This window comes from Lysobacter daejeonensis GH1-9 (assembly GCF_000768355.1).
GTDB lineage: Bacteria > Pseudomonadota > Gammaproteobacteria > Xanthomonadales > Xanthomonadaceae > Aerolutibacter > Aerolutibacter daejeonensis.
This window is the reverse complement of the sequence record NZ_AVPU01000032.1, coordinates 1-23,219: the sequence shown is the minus strand read 5'-3', so window position 1 is coordinate 23,219 and position 23,219 is coordinate 1. Positions and strand designations below refer to the sequence as shown.

Here is a 23,219-nt window from a genome sequence, read left to right as displayed (position 1 = left end):
AGGCGCCGGCGCAGGTGCGGTCTTCGCTGCTTCGGCCGCCGGTGCCGCGGCGCCCTCTGCGGCTTCGATGATCGCCACGACGCTGCCTTCGGACACGGCGTCACCCAGCTTGACCTTGAGCTCGCGGATCACGCCGGCAAACGGTGCCGGCACTTCCATCGTCGCCTTGTCGGACTCCAGCGTGACCAGGCCCTGGTCGGCGGCAACGGTGTCGCCAACGGCGACCAGCAGTTCGATCACGGGCACGTCGTCGTATCCGCCGATGTCGGGGACGCGTGCTTCCTTCAGCTCAGCCATGGGGGGCTCCGAAATTCGGGCAAAGGCCTATTGTGGGCTCTGCGGGGAGCAGCGCCAACCGCGACGAATGGGTACGCCGGGAGCGGCGTGGGTACGCCCGGGTATGTTTCTGGAGAAACTAGCTGGCCGGGACGCCTTCGGGCGCAGCGGTGACCCGCAGCAGCTGCAGGGGCTGGCCGTTGGGCAGGCGGTACTCCAGCGCGTTGTCCAGCGCGTCCAGCGCCTCCAGGCGTTGGCACAGGGCAAGGGAGCGCTGCTCGATAGCCGCCGCGCGCGGCGCGACCGCGGCCTCGATCTCCGCGTCCAGGTGTTCCATGCGCTCCAGCCGGCTCTTGTCGCCGGTGAAGGCGGCACTGATGGCGCCGCCGACGATGTCGCCGATCAGGTTGGGGATCGCCTCGCCCACGGCCTCGGCAATGCCGCGACCCACGTCGCGCCCGTCGAAGCGGTGCGCGCTGACCGAGTTGGCCAAGCGTGCGTCCAGCTTGACCCGAGCGGCATCCAGTTTGGCCCGCACCGCCACCGGATCGCTGCTGAACCCGGCGGCGACTTCGCCCAGCGCCGTGAACGCGATATCCGCCGCGGCCCGCCCGATCGCCTGCGCCTCGGGCATGGCGTCGCGGGTGCCCTGCTCGAAGGCGGCCAGGCGACGCGCGTCTTCGCTACCGAGGGTCACCCACGCGGTGTCCACGAACAGCCGCCCCTGTCGCATGACGATGGCCTTGGGCACGCCCGCATCGCGCACCAGGATCAGGCTGCGCGGGTTCAGCGTGAGTTCGTAATCGCTTTCCACCCGGCAACCGATGTCTTTTGCCGCGACGTTCACGCACGCCAGCGCGAGTGCGGCGAAGACGGGAACGCGGCGCATCGGGACTCTCCGGCGATTGGGTGGGTGCAGCGTAGCGCGGCGGCGCGTGCTGCGCACCCGGCGTGAACCGCGGGTGAGCACGAATCCGGGGGCTGTGCGGGTGCAGGCGGTGTGAACGTGACCGCGCGCCGGGCAAGAACGGTTCATCCCGGCGTGGCTACGTTGGCGCCGCCTCCCCCAAGGCATCACCTAGAACTACAACAAGGAGACACGCCATGAACCGTTTTCGTACCCTGACGTTGGCCCTGCTGGGCACTCTGGCCGTTGCGCCGACGGCCTTCGCCCAGGACGGCACCGACACCAGCGGCAAGCGCTTTGCCATCGTTGGCGGCTACGCCTTGTCAGAGCCGACCAAGGATCCGACCATCGGCGGCACGCCCGCCAAGGTGGACGGTGATGGCGCCGCCACGCTGAGCGCCAGCTACTACATCACCGACAACATCGCCGTGGAGGCGTGGGGCGCGGCCGACAAGTTCGGCCACCGCGTCAGCACCGCCACGGGCAAGACCGCGAGCGTGGCCGCGCAGCCGTATGCCCTGAGTGGCCAGTACCACTTTGGCAGCTCGTCGCAGACCGTGCGCCCGTTCGTGGGCCTGGGCTACTTCGAGAGCAACTTCAGCGAGGAGACCGCGACCCCGACGGGCCCGCTGGCCGGCCAGCGCATCGGCCTGGAAACCGCGAAGGGCGCCATCGCGACGGTGGGCGTGGACGCGAACTTCCACCCCAACTGGTTCGCGCGAGCCGACGTGCGTTACCTGCACGGCAACTCGGACGTGAAGATCGATGGCGTCGATGCCGGCGAGGCCAAGCTCAACCCGGTGGTGGTGGGCGTGGGCCTGGGCGCGCGCTTCTGATGCGCTGGACGCGCTGACGCGCGCGAGAACGGGCTCCCGGAGGAGCCCGTTCTCGCATGGCGGCGGTCAGGGTGCGTTGGACATGCGCAGCCGCTCGCGGTGCAGGAGGTACAGACCGCTGGCGATGATGATCGCGGCGCCCAGCCAGGTCACGCGATCGGGCAGCACGCCCCACAAGGTGGCGTCGAGGATGACGCCCCACAGCAACGCGGTGTATTCCAGCGGAGCGATCAGCGAGGCTTCACCGAGACGGAACGCTTCGGTGATGGCGTACTGGCCCAGCGCGCCGGCCACCCCCACGCCGAGGATCAACCAGACATCCGCGCTACGCAGCGGCACCCAATCCGGCCAGGCGATCGCGCCTGCGCCGATGGCCATCATTGCCAGCAGCCACACCATCATCGCCTGGGTGCTGTCGGTGCGCGCGAGCACGCGCACGGTGATGGCGCTCACCGCGTACCCCAGCGCGGCCACCAGCACCGCGATGCCGGCCAGGCTGAGCACACCTTCGCCGGTGGGCCGCAGGACGACGAGCACGCCGACCAGACCGATGCCGATGGCGACCCAGCGCCGCGGCCCGACATGCTCGCCCAGGAACGGCACCGACAACGCGGTGATCAACAACGGCGCGACAAAGAAGATGGAATACGCGGTGGACAGCGGCATGCGCCGAAGCGCGTAGGCGAACGCGGCCATCATCACCACCCCAAGCACGCCGCGCAGCAGATGCAGGGACCAGCGCACGCGCAACAGGGTGCGTGGCCCCGCGGTGAACAGCGACCAGGCCAGCACGAACGGCAGCGAGGCGGCGCCGCGCAATGCCGCCACCTGGAACGGTGGGTAATGGCCGGCCAGGCCCTTCAGGCCGGCGTCCATCAGCGCGAACAGGGCGACCGCCAACAACATGGCGACCACCGCACGCGACTGCCGCGCCCGTACGCTCATGGGGTGGCGCGCCATACATGGATCGAGGCGTAACCCGGACGGGGCATGGGCGTTTCCTGCAGGGGGGGGGACCCGGCATTATCGGTGGTCTGCACGCTGCCTGCTGACACCCGGTTTTGCGTTTGCCTCCAGTAGCCGGGCGCCCACGCCGCGCCGCAGGAGTTTCCCCCATGGCTCTCTACAAGGTGCTGGCGGCCGCGTGGCTGGCCGTGTGGCTGGCCGGATGCGCGCAGGGTCGCAATCCAGCGGGCGGGCATGCCGACGCGCGTGAGGCGCGGAGTGCGCCCGTTGCCACGCTGGGGCCGGACGATGGCCTGCCCTTCACAGCAGCGCCGGACAAGGTGCCGGCCAAACCGGAACCCCCTCACGGCGGCAAACCGCCCGCCACGGGGAACGCCAATGATGGCCAAGGGAACGCGCGTACGGCCGGTCGCTAGGGTGAGCGCGGCTTAGCGCCACTGTGGTTGCCGGCGGGAATGAAAACGGCGGCCCTGGGGCCGCCGCTGGATTACACCGGGTTCACGGCCAAGTTCAAAAGCCCGTGCTCAGGTTCAGGCCCACGCCCCAGTCCGGGCTGCCATCGCTGAGGCCCTTCACGGCGTAGAACTGCATCTTGCTGCTGTCGCCGGCCGGGAAGGCGACGAAGCCGGTCACTTCGCTGCGATCGTCCGAGTCTTCGGTGGCGGCCTGGCGGAAGTCGTACATGGCACCGACGCTGGCGGACCCAGCCTTCCACGCAGCGCCGAAATTGGCGTTGATCACGCTGCTGGCGTCGATGTAATCCGAATCGCCCAGAAGGGTGTAGCCCGCACCGCCGAACAGCAGTGTGCCATTGACGTCACGGTAAAGGTCCACGGCCACGCCGTAGTCGTTGGCGCCGGTGCCCAGCCCCTTGTCCTCATCGGCGGTCGCGACCTTGAGGTTGGCGGTCAGGTCCACGCCCAGCGGGCCGCCAGTGTCCACGGCATAGGTGCCGCTCAGGCGCAGGTCGCCGATGCCGCTGGCGGTGCCCGACGCGGGCTGCACGGGGTCGATGATTCCGCCGCCGCGGCCGCGACCGTTGGGATTGGTGTTGACCACGCTGCCCAGGCCCGGCACGACGTTCGGGTCACCGTCCACGCGCATCCACGGCAGGCTGGCCTTCCACGTCCAGCTGCCGCTGGCGTACTTGGCGGTGACCGGCACGGAGAAAATGGTGGTGGTGGTGTCGGTGCCGTAGTCACCGCTGCTGTAATCGGCGCCAATGCCGAGATTGAAACCATCTTCGGCATGGACGGCGCCGGCGGCCAGGCACAGGGCCAGCAGGAACGCGGAACGCTTCATTGGAACTCCAGGTCGTATTCAAGAAAAGCGGGCGCCAAATCTGGCGCCCGCCTTGTGTGCATCGCGTCAGCGCTTACGGACGGCCGCCGCGCTCCGGCTTCTGCGGACGCTCCGGGCGTTCCGGACGCTGGATGCGCTCCGGACGGGTCGGGCGCTCGACCTTGGCCACGCGCTCGGCCTTGGCCTGTGCAGCGCGATCGCCGCCGGCAACAGCCTTGTCGCTGCGGTTGCCCGCGCTCATCACCGATCCAAGGTTGAAACCCAGCTCCTTGGCGATTTTGCCCCAGCCCATGCCGTCGGCGCGCATGGCCAGCACGCCACCGGTGGTGGTCGTGGTGGTGGTGCCGTCGGCATTGGTCACGGTGGTGGTGGCGCCGGTCAGCGCCGACTGCAGGTCGGTGTACTCACCGGAGGCGACCAGCTTCTCGGCGATGGCGAGGGTGATGTTGACCTCACCGTAACCCATCGGCCCGTTCGGGTTGACCACGGTGCGCTCCACGGTGGAGGTGGTGGTCGTGGTGGTGCCGTCCGGGTTGGTGGTGGTGGTGGTCACCTGCTCGGTGTAGGTGAAATCACCGCCGGTGCGCAGGGCGTTGATGGTGGCATCGGCAGTGGCCTCATCGGCGAACAGGCCGCTGGCGACGTAACGGTCGGCGATCTTGCCGGCCGGCACGGTGGCGGTGGCCACGACTTCGGCGTCGCTGTCGGCATCCTGCGCGAACACCGGGACGGCGGTGAACATGGCGGCGAGCAACGCGGTGGACAGCATCAACATCTTCGGATTCGCATTCATTGCGGCATTCCTGTTGTCTGGCGGTGATGGATCGGTGCCGTGCGGGTTCACGACTGGGGCCGATCCTATGCCCGGGTGCGTGAAGGAAAATCCACATTCAGTCTCGCATTCAGCAAAGGTTTCGCTGGCAGGCCACAGGCCGTGACACCGGGCACAATTCAGCCCGACGAACGGTGCACGCGACGTCGGAAGCGTGTTCGGTTACGCTGCCCACCCCGTCACGTTTTGCGACCGCCATGCCTTCGTTCGACATTGTTTCCGAAGTGGATTCCCACGAACTGACCAACGCCGTGGACCAGGCCAACCGTGAGTTGGGCAACCGGTTCGACTTCAAGGGCGTCGATGCAAAGTTCGTACTGGAAGAGAAGCTGATCACCCAGTCGGCGCCCAGCGATTTCCAGCTCAAGCAGATGGACGACATCCTGCGCGCGCGCCTGATTGCTCGTGGCATCGATGCGCGCTGCCTGGAGTTTGGCGACGTCGAGACCAACCTGGCCGGCGCGCGGCAGAAGATCACCGTCAAACAGGGCATCGAGCGCGAACTGGCGAAGAAGATCCAGGCGACGATCAAGGATGCCAAGCTGAAGGTGGAAAGCCAGATCAACGGCGACAAGCTGCGCGTCACCGGCAAGAAGCGCGACGACCTGCAGGCAACCATGGCATTGCTGCGCGGCAAGGAGTTCGAGCAGCCGCTGCAGTTCGAAAATTTTCGTGACTGAGCAGCACGACGGCGCTCCCGTGGTGCCGCCCGATGCGCGCAGCACGCCGATGCAACGAGTGCCCACTGACCCAGCACCAGGCCCCGATCCCATCGCCGAGACACGGCGCTGGTTGGAGCGCGCGGTGATCGGGCTGAACCTGTGCCCGTTCGCCAAGGCGGTGTACGCCAAGCAGCAGGTGCGCTTTGTGCTGAGCACCGCCAACACCCGCGAGGCGTTGCTTGCACAACTGGCCGAGGAACTGGTGTCGCTGCGCGACAGCGATCCGGAACAGGTGGACACCACGCTGTTGGTGCACCCGCACGTGTTGAACGACTTCCTCGACTACAACGACTTCCTCGACGCCGCCGACGCGGCGCTGGAGGCGCTGGACCTGCAAGGCGTGATCCAGGTGGCCAGCTTCCACCCCGACTACCGCTTTGCCGGCACCGCCGACGACGACATCGGCAACCACACCAACCGTTCGCCCCACCCCACCCTGCACCTGCTGCGCGAGGCCAGCATCGATCGCGCGGTGGCGGCGTTCCCGGACCCGGATGTGATCGTGGAGCGCAACTTGCAGACCCTGGACTCGCTGGGGCACGCGGGCTGGCGCAAGCTGATGGCGGACTGAACCGCGACAGCAGCGATAGTGATCACGTCGGCACGTGCCGCCTCACGCGAGCAGGCGCAGTTCGAGCATCCGCCGCGCGTCGTCTAGCGAGCCGATGATGACATGGCGCGATGCACGCATCGCGCCCCCCGCCGCGATCAGGTCCGGCACCTGCAGCACGTGCATGCCGGCCGCGAGTGCGGCGCGCACGCCGGTCGGCGAGTCCTCCAGCGCCAGGCACCGCGCGGGCGCCACGCCCAGCGACGCGGCGGCGAGCAGGTAGACGTCCGGCGCAGGCTTGGCATGGGCCACGTCACTACTGCTGCAAACCGCGTCAAAGTGCCGCAACAGCCCCGCGGTCTGCAGCTTGCGCAGCGCCATCGCGCGTTGGGTCGAGGTGGCCACCGCACGCGGGATGTCATGCGCGCGCAGCAGATCGATGAGGTTGATCACGCCGGGCCGGTGCGGAATGCCGTTGTCGATGGCCGCCGCATACAGGCCACGTGCACGCGCCAGCACCCGCTTGCGTTGCTCGGCGCCGATCGCATCGTCCAGCGCGGCATCGCGGTTGGCTTCACTGTTGCCGACCATGTCCAACCACAGCGCATGCGGCAGCTCGTGGCCTTGCTCGCCGGCCGCCTGCGCCAGGCAGGCGATGATCACGCGTTCGCTGTCCAGCAGCAGGCCGTCCATATCGAAGATCACCGCCTCCGGAACGAACGGCAGCACCGGCAGGCTCACCCGGCGCTCCCGAACAAGCGCTGCACGTCAACGGCGTCAAGCACGCGCCATTGCCCCGCCGGCAGGTCGCCCAGCGACAAGCCACCGATACGGCTGCGATGCAAAGCTTCCACGTGGTTGCCGACGGCGGCGAACATGCGCCGCACCTGATGGTAGCGGCCTTCGGTGAGGGTCAGCCGCGCCTGACGCGCGCCCAGTACTTCCAGCACCGCCGGCGCGAGCGGCGTGGTCTCCGACTCCAGCATCAGCGTGCCACTGGCGAAGATGGCGCCCTCGTCGCCGCGCAGGTCCTGCGCCAACGTGGCCTCGTAGACCTTGGCCAGTTGCGCCTTGGGCGACACGATGCGGTGCAGCAACTGGCCGTCGTCGGTCATCAGCAACAGCCCGCTGGTGTCACGGTCGAGCCGGCCAACGCTGGACAGCAGCGGCGAACGGTGGCGGAAACGCGACGGCAGCAGATCGTAGATCAGCCGGCCCACGTCCTTGGTGGAGCAGGTGTAGCCCACCGGCTTGTTGAGCATCAGCGTCAGTCCGGCCGGCGGGTCCAGCGGCTTGCCGTCGATGTGGATCGCCTCGTGGGCCACCTTGTCATCGGCGTAGAGCACCTCGCCGTCCGCATCGGTGATGCGGCCTTCGCGGAACATCAGCGTGACGTCCTTGCGGCTGCCGTAGCCGAGGTTGGCGATCAGTTTGACCAGTTTCATGCAGATTCCTCAGGCCGCGCGCACGGCTTCGATCACCTTGAACCCATCGCGCTCGGCGACGGTGCGTACCGACGCGAAGTGCGTGCGCAACTCGCTCTCGTAAGGCAGGTGACGGTTGGCGACCAGCCACAGGCGGCCGCGGGGTTTCAGCGCAGCGGCGGCGGCGGCGATGAAGCGCTGGCCGATGTCCGGGCGATCGGCACGACCCTGTGCGTGGAACGGCGGGTTACTGATGATGAAGTCGTACTGCTTGGGCAAACCGTGGGTGACGTCATGCCAGAAGAAGTCGCAGCGCGCGGACGGCGCACAGGCCGCCAGGTTGTCCCGCGCCAGCGCCAAGGCCCTGGACTCGGCCTCGTAAAGGTCCAATGCGTGGATGCCCGGGCAACGCGACAGCGCGCTCACGGACAGATAGCCCCAGCCCGCGCCCAGGTCGGCCCCCGCTCCGCTCAGGTCCGCGGGCAGGTGCTCGGCCAGCAGCGCGGACGCCGGATCGATGCGATTCCAGGCGAAAACCCCGGGACGGCTCAGGTAGCGCCCCCCTTCAATCGCGCGCGGGGCGTCCAGCGCTGCCCACGTTTGCAGCAACGGATACTCATCGGCCGCCTTCAGTGACGGCGTCCAGAACGTCCGGCAATGGAACTTCGTCAGCGCGCTGACACTGCCCGCCAATGCCTTGAGGTCGGCCTCGCCCGAGCGGGCGCCTTCATTGTTGTCCATCGCGGCAACCACCCGGCCACCCGGCGCTGCCCACTGCACGGCGCGCGCCAGCAGCGCCCTCGCCTCGTCGCGCTGTCGAGACGGCAGGACCAGCACGAGCGGGAACTGGCTCGTGTCCTGCAGCGATGCGACATCCGCGACCACGTGCAGACCGGCCCGTTCCAGCGCATCGGCCTCGGGCCGGAAACCCTGCTCGCATACGAGCTGTTCCAGCGGGAACCGACGCAATGCGGCACCGTCGCGGGCGCGCAGGAACAGCACAGGCCCCCGCGGCCACTCCAGCAGGCCCTGCGCGAACGGCAGCATCAAGGCATCAAGTGCGGAACTGGAAGAAGCGGCCACGTGGTCCATGTCCTGAAGGAATGCCGTCATTGTAACGGTGCGCCGCTCGGCACTCCGGACACGGCCACTCGTCGGCCAATGCATGCAGTTCAAAAGAATGTATTGCAAGCGCGCAACAACGCGCGTATCGTGCGCGACCTTCGGCCGATGGCCGTTATTCCACCATCACGACTTTTCATCCGGTTCTGCCATGAAGCCCGCCTACGCCACCGCCAAACTGTTTGCGCTGCAGCCCTCGCGCTGCAATGCGCAACCGCGCGCGCATGGGTTTGGCGCGCGTGATGACGAACGCGCACGGCGCATCGACACCTGACATCCGGCTGACTCCCTGGGAGATCGGCCGCCCCGATCTCCCGAGGAACGCGAACGCCCTCGGGTCGCACCACCCGGGGGCGTTTTGTTTCTGGCGTTCGCGGAGGATGCGCATGCATCGACCAGGTTGGTTCCCTTCCAGCACGGAAAACCTTTTCCGCCCTGAAGCATCCGGGTAGCGCGCGAGCGCCCCGAGGCAGGGGCGCGGCTGCCAGCGGCGCATCTGCGCTGCGTTGTGATGCTTCGACGCGGGCGGCGCATGGAAGGAACAGCGAGACGAGCGCATTGCGCTCACACCGATTGCCGGCATTGGCGTGCCGGCAATGCGGAGCATCGATCGAAACCATTCCAGCGGCATGGGCTTGTGTCCCATCCGGTGCGCGCGGCGCTGCCGTGGCGTATGCCGGGAGGTGGAGGACGGTGCTTCGAGCGGACGATAGCTCAGAGGCAGAGCAGCGGCGCATGCCGTTGGCCACCGGTTCGAATCCGGTTCGTCCACCACTGGATAGCTCAGTTGGGTAGAGCATCGGATGGTTAATCCGAGTGTCGCGGGTTCGACTCCCGCTCCACGCCACATGACCTGTCACGTCATGACATCGGGACGCAGGTCCCTCCAGGAAACGCCCCGTGCGTTGCACCGTGCCCCGCGAAGGAACGCAGGACACCGGCTTGACGCAGCGGGGGCGCCGCCGGCACCGCACCCTTGATGCGGACGTCCGCCGCGCATGCCAACGCCAGGCGGCGCTGGCAACGCGTCGCGATCTCCGCCTGAAGCACCGGCCGCCCGCGTCGTCTCCGTCAAGGGGCGTTTCCGCCTTCTTTGCTGGGTCGCGCTCCACCTTCGGCGGTGTGCGGCCAGCCCACAGGAGCGGTGACGGCATCCGATCCGTCGCGCCGCCCATTCATTCATGGATCGGACCACCAGAGCCAACAAGGAGATCAATGCCATGTTCTGGACCAAGAGGGTCGTGATCGGTGACGGCGAGCGCGGCCTGGTGTATCGCAACCGTCAGTTCGAGCGGGTGCTCGGACCGGGCGTCTACCGCTGGTTCGACCCGCTGGGACGGGTCGAAGTGCGCAGCTTCGACATCAGCGTGCCGGAGTACGCGGGACACGATGTCGACGCGCTGGCCATGCGGCTGGGCGCCCGACTGGACGAAACCTTCGTGCTGGCCGACATCGGCGTGGACGAGGTCGGTCTGGTACTGAAGAACGGCAAGCTGCAGGACGTGCTGCCGCCGGGCGCGCGGCGCCTGTACTGGACCGGCCTCGTCAAGGTCGAGGTGCGGGCGGTGTCGCTGGCCACGCTGGAAGTGGAGGCCGCGGTCGCGCGGCGCCTGCGCCAGTTGGGACTGTTGGCCAAGCTGGCCGTGGTGGCCGACGTGCCGGCGGAGTTCGCCGCGCTGGTGTTCATCGACGGCAAGCTGGCGCGCACGCTGGCACCGGGCAGCTACGCGTTCTGGAACTTCCAGAAGAACGTCGTGGTGGACATCGTCGACCTGCGCGTGCAGGCCGTCGAGGTCTCGGGCCAGGAGCTGCTGACCCGCGACAAGGTCAGCCTGCGCGTGAACCTGGCCGCCAGCACCCGCCTCACCGACGTGGTGGCCGCGCGCACCCGCATCGCCAAGATCGGCGAGCAGGTGTACCGCGAGCTCCAGTTCGGCCTGCGCAAGGCGATTTCGGCCAAGACGCTGGACGAACTGCTCGGCGACAAGGCGTCGCTGGACGCCGACATCTTCGCCTACGTCCGCGGCCAGCTGACCGGCTTGGGCGTGGAGGTGCTCGGGGTCGGCGTGAAGGACGTGATCCTGCCGGGCGAGATGAAGGAGATCCTGAACGGCGTGGTGCAGGCGGAGAAGACGGCGCAGGCCAACGTGATCCGCCGGCGCGAGGAGGCGAACGCCACGCGCTCGCTGCTCAACACCGCCAAGCTGATCGAGGACAGCCCGGTGCTGATGCGCCTGAAGGAGCTCGAGGCCCTGGAAAAGGTCACCGAGAAGATCGACAAGCTCACCGTGTTCGGCGGCCTGGATGGCGTGCTGAAGCAGCTGGTGACGATAAAGCAGTAAGCCCGGGCGCGGTGGACGGAGCCGCCGCGCCGGGTTCCAATGGAATGAAGATCATGGACATGCAATCACAATTCGAACTGCTGCATGCCGAGGGCAGCACCACGCCGATCAAGGGCTGGGTCCGCGGCGTGCCACTGGAAACGCAGGCACATGAGCAGTTGCGCAACATCGCCGCCATCCCGTTCGTCGGGCCTTGGGTGGCGGTGATGCCCGACGTACACCTGGGCAAGGGCGCCACGGTCGGCTCGGTCATCCCCACCCGCGGGGCGGTCATCCCGGCGGCGGTGGGCGTGGACATCGGCTGCGGCATGGCCGCGGTGCGCACCACGCTGCGCGCCAACGACCTGCCCGACAACCTGGCGCAACTGCGCAGCAGCATCGAGCGCAGCGTGCCGGTCGGCAATGGCCGCGGCGGCGAGCACTGGAAGCTGCCCGACAGCATCCGCACACGCGTCGCGCAGTCGGGGCTGGTCGAGCGTCTGGAGGCGATCAAGCACAAGCACCGCAAGATCCGCACCGACAAGCTCGACTGCCAGATCGGCACGCTGGGTGGCGGCAACCACTTCATCGAGATCTGTCTCGACGAAAGTGATGCCGTGTGGGTGATGCTGCACAGCGGCTCGCGCGGCACCGGCAACCTGATCGGCACCTACTTCATCGAGCGGGCGCGCGAGCAGTTGGCACACCGCGTGCTCGGCTTCCACCTGCCGGACAAGGACCTGGCCTTTTTCATGGAAGGCGAACCGTTGTTCGACGATTACGTGGAGGCCGTCTCGTGGGCGCAGGACTACGCCCGCGAGAACCGCGAGGCGATGATGTCGCGGGTACTTGCGGAGATGCGCCACCGCCTGCCGAAGTTCCAGTTGGAGAAGCTGGCGGTCAACTGCCACCACAACTACGTGCAGAAGGAAACGCACGGTGGCGTGGAGCTGCTGGTCACCCGCAAGGGCGCGGTCAGCGCGCGTGCCGGCGAGCTGGGGATCATCCCGGGCAGCATGGGTGCGAAAAGCTTCATCGTGCGCGGCAAGGGCAACGCGGACAGCTTCCACAGCTGCAGCCACGGAGCGGGCCGCGTCATGAGCCGCACTGCCGCGCGCCAGCAGATCACGCTGTCGCAGCACCGCGAGGCCACGGCCCACGTCGAGTGCCGCAAGGACGCTGGCGTGATCGACGAGTCACCGACCGCCTACAAGTCGATCGACGCGGTCATGGCCGCGCAGAGCGACCTGGTGGAGGTGGTGCACACGTTGCACCAGGTGGTCTGCATCAAGGGGTGAGCTTCGGCTCACCCTTTTTTCAGCCGTCCAGTTCGCGCAACGTGACCGATGGAGGGGCATCCAGCACGCGCCGCGTGGCGAACAGGCCGGCCAGCAGGGCCGCGACCACACCGACGCCGCCACCCACCGCTGCCATGCCCCAGTCCGCCTGCCACGGCAAATCGAACACGCGCGTGGCAACCACGCCAGACAACACCGATGCCGCGATCGCGGCGACGAGTCCGGCGAGCAAGCCGATGGCTGCGAACTCGGAGGCCTGCGCCAAGCGCAGCTGGCGGCGGCTGCCGCCCAGCACGCGCATCACGCCGCCTTCCAGCAGGCGCTCGTCCTGGCTGGCGCTGACCGCCGCCATCAGCACCAGCAGGCCGGCGGCCAGCGAGAAATAGAACACCACCTCGACCACGGTGGAGACCTGGTCGGCCGTGCTGCGCACCTGGTTGAGCACCGCGTCGACATCGATGACGGTGAGGTTGGGGAACGCGCGCACCAGGTCGGCGGTGAATCGGTCCGCCTGCGCGGGCACGTGCACCGCGGTGATGTGGCTGGCGGGGTAACCGTCCAGCGCGCCAGGCGAGACGATGACGAAGAAGTTGGGGCGGAAGCTTTCCCAGTCGACGCGGCGCAGGCTGGTGATGGTGGCCTCGAACGGCTGACCGGCGATGTCGAAGGCGATGCGGTCGCCGAGCTTCCAGCCCAGCGTCTGCGCGAACTTCTCTTCCACCGAAGCCTCCGCGTTGCCCGGTCGGCGGGCGTTCCAGAAGGTGCCCGCGGTGACCGTGTTGTCGTCACGCAACCCATCGGCCACGGAAAGGTTGAATTCGCGCTCGGCCATGCGCTGCGCGCGGTCGCCTTGCGCGGCGTAGTCGGCGCCGGTCACCGCCTGGCCGTTGTGCGCCACCAGGCGCGCGCGGATCATCGGGTACAACGTCGGCGGCGCCAGCCCTTGCTGGGCGACGAAAGCGCGCACTGGCGCGATCTGGTCATCCTGCACGTTGACGATGAAGCGGTTGGGCGCGTTGGCCTGCAGCGAAAGTTGCCAGCGGTCGAGCAGGTCGGTGCGGACGAAGGTGAGCAGCAGCAACGCCATCAGCCCGAGGCCCAGCGCGGACACCTGCGCCACGCTGGCGCCGGCGCGACGGCTGACGTTGGCCAGTCCGTAACGCAGGCTGCCGCGCAGGCGGGTGCGCAGCCGGCGCACGGCGACCACCATCACCCACGCCAGCAGGGCGAGCACGGCCAAGGTACCCGCGATGCCACCCAGCATCGCCAACGCCAGCGTCGGCGATCCGGCCTTCCACCACAGCAGGCCGGCAAGCCCGGCGAAGGCAAGCACGCCCACCGCCCATGCACTGGGCTCCACCGCATCAAGGTCGCGGCGCAGCACGCGCAAAGCCGGCACGCGGCGCAGCGCCAGCACCGGTGGCGCGCCGAAGGCCAGCACCACCACGAGCCCCACACCATAGCCCTGCACCGCCGGCAACCAACCGGCCGCGGGGATCGACAAGCGGAGTGCCTGCGCCAGCCACTGGCCTACCGCCCACTGCAAGCCAAATGCCAGCACCACGCCGACAGTGCATGCCATCAGTGCCAACAGCAACAGTTCACCCACGTGCACGCCCACCAGCGTGCGCTGGCTGGCACCCAGGCAGCGCATCACCGCGCTGCCGGACAGGTGGCGCTCGCTGTGGCGGCGCGCGGCCATGGCCACGGCCACGGCGGCGAGGATCACCGACACCAGCGCGGCCAAGCCCAGGAAGCGGCCGGCGCGGTCCAATGCGGAACGGATCTCCGGGCGCGCGTCCTGCACGGTTTCCAGACGCTGGCCGCGACCCAGCGCAGGCCGCACCTGGCGGACAAAGCTCTCGACCGCGGTGGCCTCGCCGGCCACCACCACGCGGTAGCGCAGGCGGCTGCCTTCCTGCACCAGACCGGTGGCGGGCAGGTCCTGCAGGTTGAGGAAAACCTTGGGCGCGACATCGAAATAGTTCAGCGCTGCATCCGGCTCCTGCGTCACCAGCGCCACCAGTCGCAACGAAGACTCGCCGACCAGCAGCGTGTCGCCGAGGCGCGCGCCCAGGCGATCGGCGCCGGCGCGGCTCATCCACGCGGTGCCGGGCGCGGGAATGCCAGTGGCGTCGTGCTCGGCGGGTTTCGCGGCCGTGGTGATACGGAAGCTGCCGCGCAGCGGATAGCCTTCGCCCAGCGCGCGCAGGTCGCCAAGTTGCAGACGCTCGGCGCCGGCACCCGCGACCCGGATCATGGTGTTGAGCTCGCGCGTCTCGGTGTGGCGCAGCCCGGGTGCGGCCAACGCCCGCTGGATCGCGCCACCGACGGGCTCGTCGGCGCGCACCACGGCGTCGCCCCCGAGCAGACGGTTGGCCTCGATGGCCAGCGCGCGCTCGGCACGGTCGGTGATGAAACCAACCGAGGTGACCGCCAGCACGGCCAGCACCAGCGCCGCGAACAGGATGCGCACGTCACCGGCGGCGACATCGCGACGCAACTGGCGCCAGGCCAGGGTCAGGATCTTCATATCGATCAGCCCTGCACCAGCCGGCCCGCGTCCAGCCGCAATTGACGGCGGCAGCGCGCGGCCAGGTGGTCGTCATGGGTGACCAGCACCAGCGTGGTGCCGGCCTCGGCGTTGAGGGCGAACAGCAGTTCGATCACCGCCTGTCCGGTGGTGGTGTCGAGGTTGCCCGTCGGTTCGTCGGCGAACAGCAGCGAGGGCCGGGTGACGAAGGCGCGGGCCAGCGCCACGCGCTGCTGCTCGCCGCCGGACAACTGCCGCGGGTAGTGGTGCAGGCGCGGACCGAGTCCCACCTTCTCCAGGATGGCGCGGGCCGGGCCTTCGACGTCGGCATCGCCGCGCAGCTCCAGCGGCAGCATGACGTTTTCCAGCGCGGTCAGCGACGGCAACAGCTGGAAGCTCTGGAACACGAAGCCCACTTTCGCGCCACGCACCCGCGCGCGACCGTCCTCGTCCAGGGCCGACAGCACCTCGCCGTCGAGCGTCACCGTGCCGGTGCTGGGCACGTCCAGCCCCGCCAGCAACGACAGCAGCGTGCTCTTGCCCGAGCCCGACGCGCCCACGACGGCCACGGTCTCGCCTTGCGCGATGGAGAAACCGACCCCATCGAGGATCGTGAGCTCGCCCGATGGCAGCGTCACCCGCTTGCCCAGCCCGTCCACGCGCAAGGCATGCGCGGCATCCAGCGCAGTCGGGGTTGCTTCAGCGTGGGGTGCGATGCTGTCGGCCATGATGTGTCCTGTTGCTGCCCCGCCCGGCGCCGTGGCGCCATCACGAGGAGATTGCGAAACCATGCGTGCGACGACCCTGGGATCCGCGCCGTCACCCGCCCATGCATCCCGATATGCGGGATGGCATGGATGGGTTCAATGTGCCATCGGTTGGGTGGTGCTGTTGCTGGCCACCTCGCTGCCCGTGCTGGCACAACCGGCGAAGTCCGCCCCGGCGACGTCGGCGGCGGCTCCCACGCATACCGTGCTGGTGATGGGTGATTCGCTTTCGGCCGGCTACGGCATGGCCGCTTCGCAGGGTTGGGTGGCGCTGACCGCCGATCGGATGGCGCGGCAGAAGCCGGGCTGGCGGGTGGTGAACGCCAGCATCAGCGGCGAGACCAGCGCCGGCGGAGCCACGCGCATCGCCGCTGAGCTCAAGCGCACGCGCCCGGCCGTGGTGGTGATCGCACTGGGTGCCAACGACGGCCTGCGCGGGCTACCGCTGGAGCAGACCCGCGGCAACCTCGATCGCATGATCCGCGCCGCCAAGGGGGCCAAGGCACGCGTCCTGCTGGTGGGCATGCGCATGCCGCCGAACCTGGGCAAGGCGTACACCGACGGTTTCAGCGCCAACTACGTGGCGTTGGCGAAGGCCCACGGCGTGGCGTTGCTGCCGTTCCTGCTGGAGCCCATTGCCCTGGACCGCAATGCCTACCAGGCCGACAACCTGCACCCCACCGCCGCGGCGCAACCCAGGCTGCGCGACCACGTATGGAAGGCCTTGGCGCCCCTGCTGCGCTGATGCGCGGTCAGGCGTGTGCAGGTGCCTCGCTGCGCAATACCTGACCCAGCATCCACGTGGTGCCGGCGCACGCGGCCAGCACCAGCCCCCAGCGCAGCAGCTCACCCGCGGGCAACGGCAGCACGCCGGCCACCGCCGGCCACCACTGCGCGCCGTACATCGCGGCCACGACGCCGCCAGCGACGGCCATCCCGCCCAGCAACAGACGCAGCAGCAGCCGCTCCACCCGGTCATCGGTGTCGGCGATGGCGTTTGCGCGTGCAGCCACCACGCGGGCGAAGTCGAAGGGCACCGGATCCAGCGGCGGATGGCGCAGCGCACGGCTGATCAACCGGTATTCGGCCAACCGCGCATCGTGCGCGTCGACCGGGATGCCGGCGCGCTCATCGCGCACCGCCTGCTCCTGCGCCTGCCATTCGGCGTCGCGACGGGTGGGATCGGTCGGGGTCGTGTCACGCGGTCCGGTGTTCATGGGCTGACTCCCAAGGGGTCCTGCAGCCGTTCGCGCAGTTTCGCGCGGCTGCGGAACAGGTGGCTCTTGATGGTGCCTTCGGCCAGGCCGGTGATCGAGGCGATCTCGCCGATCGGCACTTCATCCAGGTGATACAGGGTAAGGATCGTCCGCTGCAGCGGCGGCAGCGCCTCGATGGCGGCATGCAGATGGCCCACCACCTGTTCGTCGGCACTGGCTGCCTCCAGGTCGAAGCGGTCGGCCACGCGATCGAGCAAGCTGCCGCCGTCATCGTCCTCGGCTTCCACCAGCGGGATGCGCTTGCGCTCGAGGTGGCGTTTGGCCATCGAGTACGCGACCTGGCCGATCCATGACTTGAGCGCACTCTCCTGGCGGTACTGGTGCAGGTAGCGGTGCACGCGCAGGAAGGTCTCCTGGCACAGCTCGCGGGTGTCCTCGGGGTGGCGGACCATGCGCTGGATGATGTGCCAGCACAGGCCCTGGTACTCGCGGACCAGACGCTCGAAGGCGCCGGGGGTGTTGGCCAGCACCGCTTCCACCAGCTCGCGGTCGGCGTTCGACGCCGCAGCCTGCCCGGCCGCGCTCGCGTCCGCGGCAGGCAGGTCGGCATGGCGGTCGACGGTGTCCGGCATCAGGTCCATCCCCCCTTGGATACCGCCAGGGCCAGAACGGTTGCAGGCGATTGTGCACCCGGCGACTCGGTGCGCGGGCACCGCGAGGCCCGGCGGACGTCCAGACTGCGCATCCCGGGTGACTGGTGACTGGTGACTGGCGAAACGGTAACCCGCGTCGTGCAACCGCCGCCGGGTTCGCCGTATCTACTGCCTCGAACCCGCCCATTTCCGTTGCCAACCCGAGGCCATCGCCATGAACAACCTTGAAGTCCTGATCCCGATCACCCTGTTCATCTGCATCGTGTACGCGATCAAGGTGGTGGTCGATGCCCGCACCCGCGCCAAGCTGATCGCCAACAACGCCTCCGAGGAGCTGATGCAGGCGATGCTGGTCGGCGAGGAACACAACCGCCGCCACGGCTCGCTGCGCTGGGGCATCGTGCTGACCGCACTGGCCATCGGCTTCTTCGTGATCGAGGCCGCCGGCTGGACCGAAGTCACCCCGGGCGTGGTCGGCGTGCTGCTGGCGGTCACCGGGCTGGGCAACCTCGGCTTCTACCTGACGTCGCGCAAGCTGCGCTGAGGACGCCGCCAAACTGAATACGGCCCGCCCTTCCGGCGGGCCTTTTTCATGGTCTGTCAACGGGTTCCGCCGCGCGCCGCATGGGGCCACAATCGGCCTCTTTCCGCAGTATCGGCACCACGACGCAATGCCCGAGATTTCCCCGAAGCTGGCCCAGCAGATCGCACGCACCATCGCCACCGAGATCGGTGCGCAACCCGCCCAGGCCCTGGCCGCCATTGCCCTGCTCGACGAAGGCGCCACCGTCCCGTTCATCGCGCGCTACCGCAAGGAAGTCACCGGCGGGCTGGACGACACCCAATTGCGCAACCTGGAAACGCGCCTGGTGTACCTGCGCGAACTGGAAGACCGACGCGCCGCGGTGCTGGCCAGCATCGACGAACAGGGCAAGCTGACCGACGAACTGCGCGCCGAGATCGAAGGCGCCGACACCAAGTCGCGCCTGGAAGACCTGTACCTGCCGTACAAGCCCAAGCGCCGCACCAAGGCGCAGATCGCGCGCGAGGCCGGGCTGGAGCCGCTGGCCGACACGCTGCTGGCCGATCCGTCGCAGGATCCGCAGGTCGTCGCCACGCAGTACGTCGACGCCGACAAGGGCGTGGCCGACGCCAAGGCCGCGCTGGATGGCGCCCGCGCGATCCTGATGGAGCGCTGGGGCGAAGACGCCGCACTGGTCGGCGAGCTGCGCACCTGGCTCAACGAGGTGGGCGTGATCCGAGCGCGCGTCGCCGAAGGCAAGGAGAACGAAGGCGCCAAGTACCGCGACTACTTCGACCACGCCGAGTCGCTGGCGAAGATCCCTTCGCACCGCCTGCTGGCGCTGTTCCGCGCGCGCCGCGAGGAAGTGCTGTTCCTCGATCTGGACCCGGGCAGCGACGCCGAGGCCGGCCACCTGCAGGCCGAAGGCCGCGTCGCGTTCCACGCCGGCATCAAGGCCCAGGGCCGTCCCGCCGACAAGTGGCTGCTCGACACCTGCCGCCTGACCTGGAAGGCCAAGCTGCACCTGCACCTGCTGCTTGACCTGTTCAACCAGGCGCGCGAGAAGGCCGAGGCCGAGGCGATCAACGTGTTCGGCGACAACCTCAAGGACCTGCTGCTGGCCGCGCCGGCCGGGCCGAAAGCCGTGCTGGGCCTGGACCCGGGCCTGCGCACCGGCGTGAAGGTGGCTGTGGTCGACAGCACCGGCAAGCTGGTCGACACCGCAACCATCTACCCGCACGAGCCCAAGCGGCAGTGGGACCAGTCGCTGCACGTGCTGCGTGCGCTGTGCAGCAAGCACGGCGTGGAGCTGATCGCCATCGGCAACGGCACCGCCAGCCGCGAGACCGACAAGCTGGCCGGCGACCTGATCAAGCTCGCGCCCGAGTTGAAGATGCAGAAGATCGTGGTCAGCGAGGCCGGTGCGTCGGTGTATTCGGCGTCGGAGTTTGCGGCGAAGGAATTCCCGGGGCTGGACGTGTCGCTGCGTGGCGCGGTGTCCATCGCGCGCCGCCTGCAGGACCCGCTGGCGGAGCTGGTGAAGATCGAGCCCAAGGCAATTGGCGTGGGCCAGTACCAGCACGACGTGGACCAGTTCCGCCTGGCGCGGGCGCTGGATGCGCGCGTGGAGGACTGCGTGAACGCGGTCGGCGTGGACGTGAATACCGCCTCGGCCGCGCTGCTGACCCGTGTGTCGGGCCTGTCGTCCACCGTGGCCGAGAACATCGTGGTCTACCGCGATGCCAACGGCGCGTTCAAGTCGCGCAAGGAACTGCTCAAGGTGCCTCGCCTGGGTGACAAGACCTTCGAGCAATGTGCCGGCTTCCTGCGCATTGCCGGTGGCGAGCAGCCGCTGGATGCCTCGTCGGTGCACCCGGAGGCCTACCCGGTGGTGGAGCGCATCCTCAAGCAGTGCGGGCGCGAGGTAAAGCAGGTCATCGGCGATGCACCGCTGCTGCGTGGCCTCAGGCCCGAACAGTTCACCGACGACAAGTTCGGCGTGCCCACCGTGCGCGACATCCTCAAGGAACTGGAAAAGCCCGGCCGCGACCCACGCCCTGAGTTCAAGGCCGCGCGCTTCGCCGACGGCGTCGAGGACATCAAGGACCTGCAGGTGGGCATGGTGTTGGAAGGCGTGGTCAGTAATGTCGCGGCGTTCGGCGCTTTCGTCGACATTGGCGTGCACCAGGACGGACTGATCCACATCTCCGCGCTGTCGGACAAGTACGTCAAGGATCCGCGCGACGTGGTCAAGGCCGGCGACATCGTCAAGGTCAAGGTGATCGAGGTCGACATCCCGCGCAAGCGCATCGCCCTCACCCGCCGTCTGGACGATGCCGCACCGGCACCGCGTGAAGCCCGCGGCACCGACCGGGATGTGCGAGGCGCTCGTGATACCGCCCCGCGCGGCGGTGGGCGCGACAACCAGCGCAGCAATGCGCCGCGCATGCAGTCGGCCCCGCCGGCCAACAACGCGCTCGCTGCCGCGTTCGCCAAGGCGAAGCAGGGCGGCTGACAGCTCACCTGACGCCATCGTCGTTGGAGGCGCGTGCACCCATCGCACGCGCCTCGTCGGCGCGCCGTGCGTCGATCGTCAGATCGTTGCTCAGGAAAGACGGATAGGAACTTGGCCCAATTGGATGACGCCGCCTCCTGGCGACGTCACTTCATCAGCACGCAGTCCAGCGCATCCAGCGCGACGTGGATCAGCAGGCCAATGGCGAACAGCCGCGTGCGCCGCGGCAGCGTCAGCGCACCGTAGGCAATGATCGCCGGCGCGGTGTGCAGCGGGTGGAAGCCGATGCTGCAGCGGTTGGGTGCATAGATCGGATCGGCCAGCAGGTGGTCGAGATCGATCACCCAGCCCAGCAGCATCAGCAGCCACGCCTTGTCGAAGCGATCGCGGAAGAACAGCCATGCCACCAGCGCGGGCACCGCGGCGTGCAACAGCAGATGGACGATGGCACGCAGGCTCATGCGCCCTCCGTACGCCGGGCACCATCGGCCGCGAACGACCGATGGACGCCCAGACGGGTTGCATGCGGCTTACTTGCGCTGCTCGGCACTCGCATCACGCGCGGCACGGAACTCCGAGCCGGCGTCCCAGTTGGGCCAGCGCTTGCCATGGGCCAATTCGCTTCCCAGCGTGTACAGCACCTGCAGTTCGCGGCTCATCCCGGTGAACGTCCAGCTCGCCTCCCACTGGTCGGCCGGCTGGTGGTAGCGATCGGCGGTGTAGGCCTCGCCTGCCGCCTTGCCGGCGACCACGCCGCCGTCCACCCAGTCGTTGCCCGAACCGTATGAAATGGCCGGCACGCCGCGCTTGGCAAACGGGAAGTGGTCGGACCGGAAGAAGTAACCGGCCTCGGGCTTGGAATCCGGCGTATACCGCAGGTCCCAGCGCTTCGCGGTCGCAACCAAGTTATCGAGCAGCTCCAGCTTGGCGCTGCCGGAGATGGTGAAATCATGCGCCGGGCCCTGCGGGTTGAGCGCGTCCATGTTGATCACCCCCACCGTGGTGGCCAGCGGATACAGCGGGCGCGAGGCGTAGTACTCCGAGCCCAGCAGGCCCTTCTCCTCGGCGGTGACGGCGAGGAACACCAGTGAGCGCTCCGGTCGCGGCTTGGCGTGCGCGAACGCGCGTCCCAATGCAAGCAGCGCTGCGGTGCCGGTGGCGTTGTCCACCGCGCCGTTGTAGATGCGATCGCCCTTGGCGTCCGGCTGGCCCACGCCGAGGTGGTCCCAGTGCGCGGTGTAGATCACCGTTTCGTCCGGGCGCTTGCGGCCTTCGATCCGACCCACGACGTTGTGCGAGGTGATGACCTTCGAATCCACCGCGTAGTCGGCCGACAGCGTCACGCCCTTGAGCTCCACCGGCTGGAAGGCGCGGGTCTGCGCCTGCCGCTTGAGCGCCTCGAAGTCCAGGCCCGCGCGGCGGAACAGGTCCACGGCAAAGTCGCGCTGGAGCCAGCCTTCCATCCGCGGGTGCACCGCGCCCGGCTGTTCGCGGACCACGTCGAACATGGTGTTGGTGTTGGAGTTCTTGACCGTGGCCCAGCCGTACGACGCCGGCGCGGTCTCGTGCACGATCAGCAGGCCGAGTGCGCCCTGACGCGCGGCTTCCTCGTACTTGTAGGTCCAGCGGCCGTAATAGGTCATCGCCGGCCCACCGAAATCGCCCTGCCCGGTCTCGAAGTCGGGATCGTTGATCAGCACCACCGCGATCTTGCCGCGCAGGTCCACGCCCTTGAAATCATCCCAGTTGCGTTCGGCCGCCTTGACCCCGTAACCCGCGAAGACCAGCGGGGCATTGGCGATCGACACCGCCTTCGAGCCATCCAGCGCGGCGCGCACCGCGATCTGCCCGCCCTGCGCCAGCGGCTGAGGCTGGCCACCGACGGCGACCGACAGCGATGGCGCGCCCACGATCTCGGCACGCAGCAGCGGCACCGCCTGGGTCCAGCCGCGCTTGCCATCAGCGCCCAGGTCGCCGCCGGGCTGGAGACCGGCCGCGCGCATCTGCTCGGCGAGGTACTCGACCGTCCGCGTCTCGCCGGCGCTGGCAGGCGCGCGGCCTTCGAACTCATCGGACGACAGCGTCTTGACCATCTCGGACAGTTGCTGGGGATCGAACCTGGGCGCGGTACCGGCCAACGCCGAAGACACCGCAAGGGAGAGCAGCGAGGCTGCCAATAGCTTCATGGTCGCAACACCGGACGGAGAGGCCGTCGATACTAGCAACGGCCCCAGCGTCCGGGTAATGACTTTGGTCGCGGCTCAGGCGCGCAGCGCTGCCGCTTCGCGGGCCAGGGCTTCGATCCCGGCCCAATCGCCGGCCTGCAGCAGCTTCGCCGGCGTCAGCCACGAGCCGCCCACGCAGGCCACGTTGGGCACGGCCAGGTACTCGGCGGCGTTGCCCGGGGTGATGCCGCCGGTGGCGCAGAAGCGGATGTCCGGCAACGGTCCGTGCA

The 23,219-nt window shown here is 68.6% G+C and carries 24 protein-coding genes, 2 tRNA genes and 1 pseudogene; 12 read left to right on the top strand and 15 right to left on the bottom strand.

Annotation, left to right across the window (positions count from 1 at the left end; genetic code table 11):
- Both N800_RS13210 and N800_RS13205 read right to left on the bottom strand, forming a co-directional pair.
- Positions 1–297 (bottom strand): acetyl-CoA carboxylase biotin carboxyl carrier protein subunit (locus tag N800_RS13210; RefSeq protein WP_036139527.1); only part of this gene is annotated, 297 nt, incomplete at its 3' end.
- Positions 298–415: 118 nt separating this feature from the next.
- Positions 416–1,165: a DUF2884 family protein gene (locus N800_RS13205; protein WP_036139524.1), complete on the bottom strand. Its 750-nt coding sequence runs from the start codon at positions 1,163–1,165 to the stop codon at positions 416–418.
- Positions 1,166–1,380: 215 nt separating this feature from the next.
- Here N800_RS13205 and N800_RS13200 point away from each other — a divergent pair, with 215 nt between their 5' ends.
- The gene (locus N800_RS13200) at positions 1,381–2,019 is read left to right on the top strand and encodes an OmpW/AlkL family protein (RefSeq protein ID WP_036139521.1); all 639 of its coding nucleotides are present in this window, start codon (positions 1,381–1,383) and stop codon (positions 2,017–2,019) included.
- Between the two features lie 66 nt (positions 2,020–2,085).
- Here the strand turns inward: N800_RS13200 and N800_RS13195 are convergent, their stop codons facing one another.
- The gene (locus tag N800_RS13195) at positions 2,086–2,964 is read right to left on the bottom strand and encodes a DMT family transporter (RefSeq protein ID WP_036139519.1); all 879 of its coding nucleotides are present in this window, start codon (positions 2,962–2,964) and stop codon (positions 2,086–2,088) included.
- A 170-nt stretch (positions 2,965–3,134) separates the two neighbouring features.
- Here N800_RS13195 and N800_RS13190 point away from each other — a divergent pair, with 170 nt between their 5' ends.
- Positions 3,135–3,401, top strand: coding sequence for a hypothetical protein (locus N800_RS13190; protein ID WP_036139516.1), 267 nt, complete (start codon positions 3,135–3,137; stop codon positions 3,399–3,401).
- A 94-nt stretch (positions 3,402–3,495) separates the two neighbouring features.
- Here the strand turns inward: N800_RS13190 and N800_RS13185 are convergent, their stop codons facing one another.
- Complete coding sequence (locus N800_RS13185) at positions 3,496–4,287, bottom strand: hypothetical protein (RefSeq protein ID WP_036139513.1); 792 nt, start codon at positions 4,285–4,287, stop codon at positions 3,496–3,498.
- A gap of 73 nt (positions 4,288–4,360) precedes the next feature.
- Positions 4,361–5,080, bottom strand: a complete 720-nt coding sequence (locus N800_RS13180) for a hypothetical protein (RefSeq protein ID WP_052108249.1) — start codon at positions 5,078–5,080, stop codon at positions 4,361–4,363.
- 236 nt (positions 5,081–5,316) lie between these two features.
- Here N800_RS13180 and N800_RS13175 point away from each other — a divergent pair, with 236 nt between their 5' ends.
- Positions 5,317–5,799, top strand: coding sequence for a YajQ family cyclic di-GMP-binding protein (locus tag N800_RS13175; RefSeq protein WP_036139510.1), 483 nt, complete (start codon positions 5,317–5,319; stop codon positions 5,797–5,799).
- Positions 5,800–5,857: 58 nt separating this feature from the next.
- Entirely contained in the window at positions 5,858–6,412 is a 555-nt protein-coding gene (locus N800_RS13170) for a DUF1415 domain-containing protein (RefSeq protein WP_036139545.1), read from the top strand.
- 42 nt (positions 6,413–6,454) lie between these two features.
- On the opposite strand, the gene N800_RS13165 is transcribed toward N800_RS13170, so the two are convergent.
- Genes N800_RS13165 through N800_RS13155 form a run of 3 tightly spaced genes read right to left on the bottom strand, consistent with a single transcriptional unit; the run spans position 6,455 to position 8,898 of the window.
- Positions 6,455–7,132, bottom strand: coding sequence for an HAD family hydrolase (locus N800_RS13165; RefSeq protein ID WP_036139508.1), 678 nt, complete (start codon positions 7,130–7,132; stop codon positions 6,455–6,457).
- Complete coding sequence (locus tag N800_RS13160; protein WP_036139506.1) at positions 7,129–7,836, bottom strand: pseudouridine synthase; 708 nt, start codon at positions 7,834–7,836, stop codon at positions 7,129–7,131. The genes N800_RS13165 and N800_RS13160 overlap by 4 nt, the downstream gene beginning before the upstream one ends.
- A gap of 9 nt (positions 7,837–7,845) precedes the next feature.
- Positions 7,846–8,898 carry a class I SAM-dependent methyltransferase gene (locus tag N800_RS13155; protein WP_036139542.1) on the bottom strand — a complete coding sequence of 351 codons (1,053 nt, stop codon included), beginning with the start codon at positions 8,896–8,898 and terminating at the stop codon, positions 7,846–7,848.
- Positions 8,899–9,088: 190 nt separating this feature from the next.
- Here N800_RS13155 and N800_RS16455 point away from each other — a divergent pair, with 190 nt between their 5' ends.
- The 5 genes from N800_RS16455 to N800_RS13135 all read left to right on the top strand — a co-directional run bounded on the left by N800_RS16455 (position 9,089) and on the right by N800_RS13135 (position 12,556).
- Positions 9,089–9,211 (top strand): hypothetical protein, encoded by a 123-nt coding sequence (locus N800_RS16455; RefSeq protein ID WP_269635152.1) that lies wholly within the window; start codon positions 9,089–9,091, stop codon positions 9,209–9,211.
- Between the two features lie 430 nt (positions 9,212–9,641).
- Positions 9,642–9,711, top strand: a tRNA-OTHER gene (locus N800_RS13150).
- Between the two features lies 1 nt (position 9,712).
- Positions 9,713–9,784, top strand: a tRNA-Asn gene (locus tag N800_RS13145).
- Positions 9,785–10,157: 373 nt separating this feature from the next.
- A complete protein-coding gene (locus N800_RS13140; RefSeq protein WP_036139539.1) occupies positions 10,158–11,279 on the top strand; it encodes a slipin family protein in 1,122 nt (373 codons plus the stop codon).
- Between the two features lie 53 nt (positions 11,280–11,332).
- Positions 11,333–12,556 carry an RtcB family protein gene (locus N800_RS13135; RefSeq protein ID WP_036139536.1) on the top strand — a complete coding sequence of 408 codons (1,224 nt, stop codon included), beginning with the start codon at positions 11,333–11,335 and terminating at the stop codon, positions 12,554–12,556.
- Positions 12,557–12,575: 19 nt separating this feature from the next.
- Here N800_RS13135 and N800_RS13130 read toward each other — a convergent pair whose 3' ends face one another.
- Positions 12,576–15,089 (bottom strand): ABC transporter permease, encoded by a 2,514-nt coding sequence (locus N800_RS13130; RefSeq protein WP_036139503.1) that lies wholly within the window; start codon positions 15,087–15,089, stop codon positions 12,576–12,578.
- 5 nt (positions 15,090–15,094) lie between these two features.
- A complete protein-coding gene (locus N800_RS13125) occupies positions 15,095–15,817 on the bottom strand; it encodes an ABC transporter ATP-binding protein (protein WP_052108247.1) in 723 nt (240 codons plus the stop codon).
- 157 nt (positions 15,818–15,974) lie between these two features.
- On the opposite strand from N800_RS13125, the gene N800_RS13120 reads away from it, so the two are divergent.
- Positions 15,975–16,601 (top strand): arylesterase, encoded by a 627-nt coding sequence (locus N800_RS13120; protein ID WP_232227664.1) that lies wholly within the window; start codon positions 15,975–15,977, stop codon positions 16,599–16,601.
- A 7-nt stretch (positions 16,602–16,608) separates the two neighbouring features.
- Here N800_RS13120 and N800_RS13115 read toward each other — a convergent pair whose 3' ends face one another.
- Positions 16,609–17,073 carry a hypothetical protein gene (locus N800_RS13115; protein ID WP_036139501.1) on the bottom strand — a complete coding sequence of 155 codons (465 nt, stop codon included), beginning with the start codon at positions 17,071–17,073 and terminating at the stop codon, positions 16,609–16,611.
- Positions 17,070–17,714: an RNA polymerase sigma factor gene (locus N800_RS13110; protein WP_232227662.1), complete on the bottom strand. Its 645-nt coding sequence runs from the start codon at positions 17,712–17,714 to the stop codon at positions 17,070–17,072. The genes N800_RS13115 and N800_RS13110 overlap by 4 nt, the downstream gene beginning before the upstream one ends.
- A gap of 226 nt (positions 17,715–17,940) precedes the next feature.
- Between N800_RS13110 and N800_RS13105 the strand changes: the two genes are divergently transcribed.
- Positions 17,941–18,270: a DUF6249 domain-containing protein gene (locus tag N800_RS13105; RefSeq protein ID WP_036139499.1), complete on the top strand. Its 330-nt coding sequence runs from the start codon at positions 17,941–17,943 to the stop codon at positions 18,268–18,270.
- 127 nt (positions 18,271–18,397) lie between these two features.
- Positions 18,398–20,764, top strand: a complete 2,367-nt coding sequence (locus tag N800_RS13100) for a Tex family protein (protein ID WP_036139496.1) — start codon at positions 18,398–18,400, stop codon at positions 20,762–20,764.
- Positions 20,765–20,910: 146 nt separating this feature from the next.
- Here the strand turns inward: N800_RS13100 and N800_RS13095 are convergent, their stop codons facing one another.
- From N800_RS13095 to N800_RS13085, 3 genes and pseudogenes are all read right to left on the bottom strand, one after another.
- Positions 20,911–21,225, bottom strand: coding sequence for a DUF6122 family protein (locus N800_RS13095; protein ID WP_036139494.1), 315 nt, complete (start codon positions 21,223–21,225; stop codon positions 20,911–20,913).
- A gap of 69 nt (positions 21,226–21,294) precedes the next feature.
- Entirely contained in the window at positions 21,295–22,950 is a 1,656-nt protein-coding gene (locus tag N800_RS13090; protein WP_036139492.1) for a M28 family metallopeptidase, read from the bottom strand.
- Positions 22,951–23,025: 75 nt separating this feature from the next.
- Positions 23,026–23,219: pseudogene (locus N800_RS13085) on the bottom strand (keto-deoxy-phosphogluconate aldolase); the annotation flags it as partial.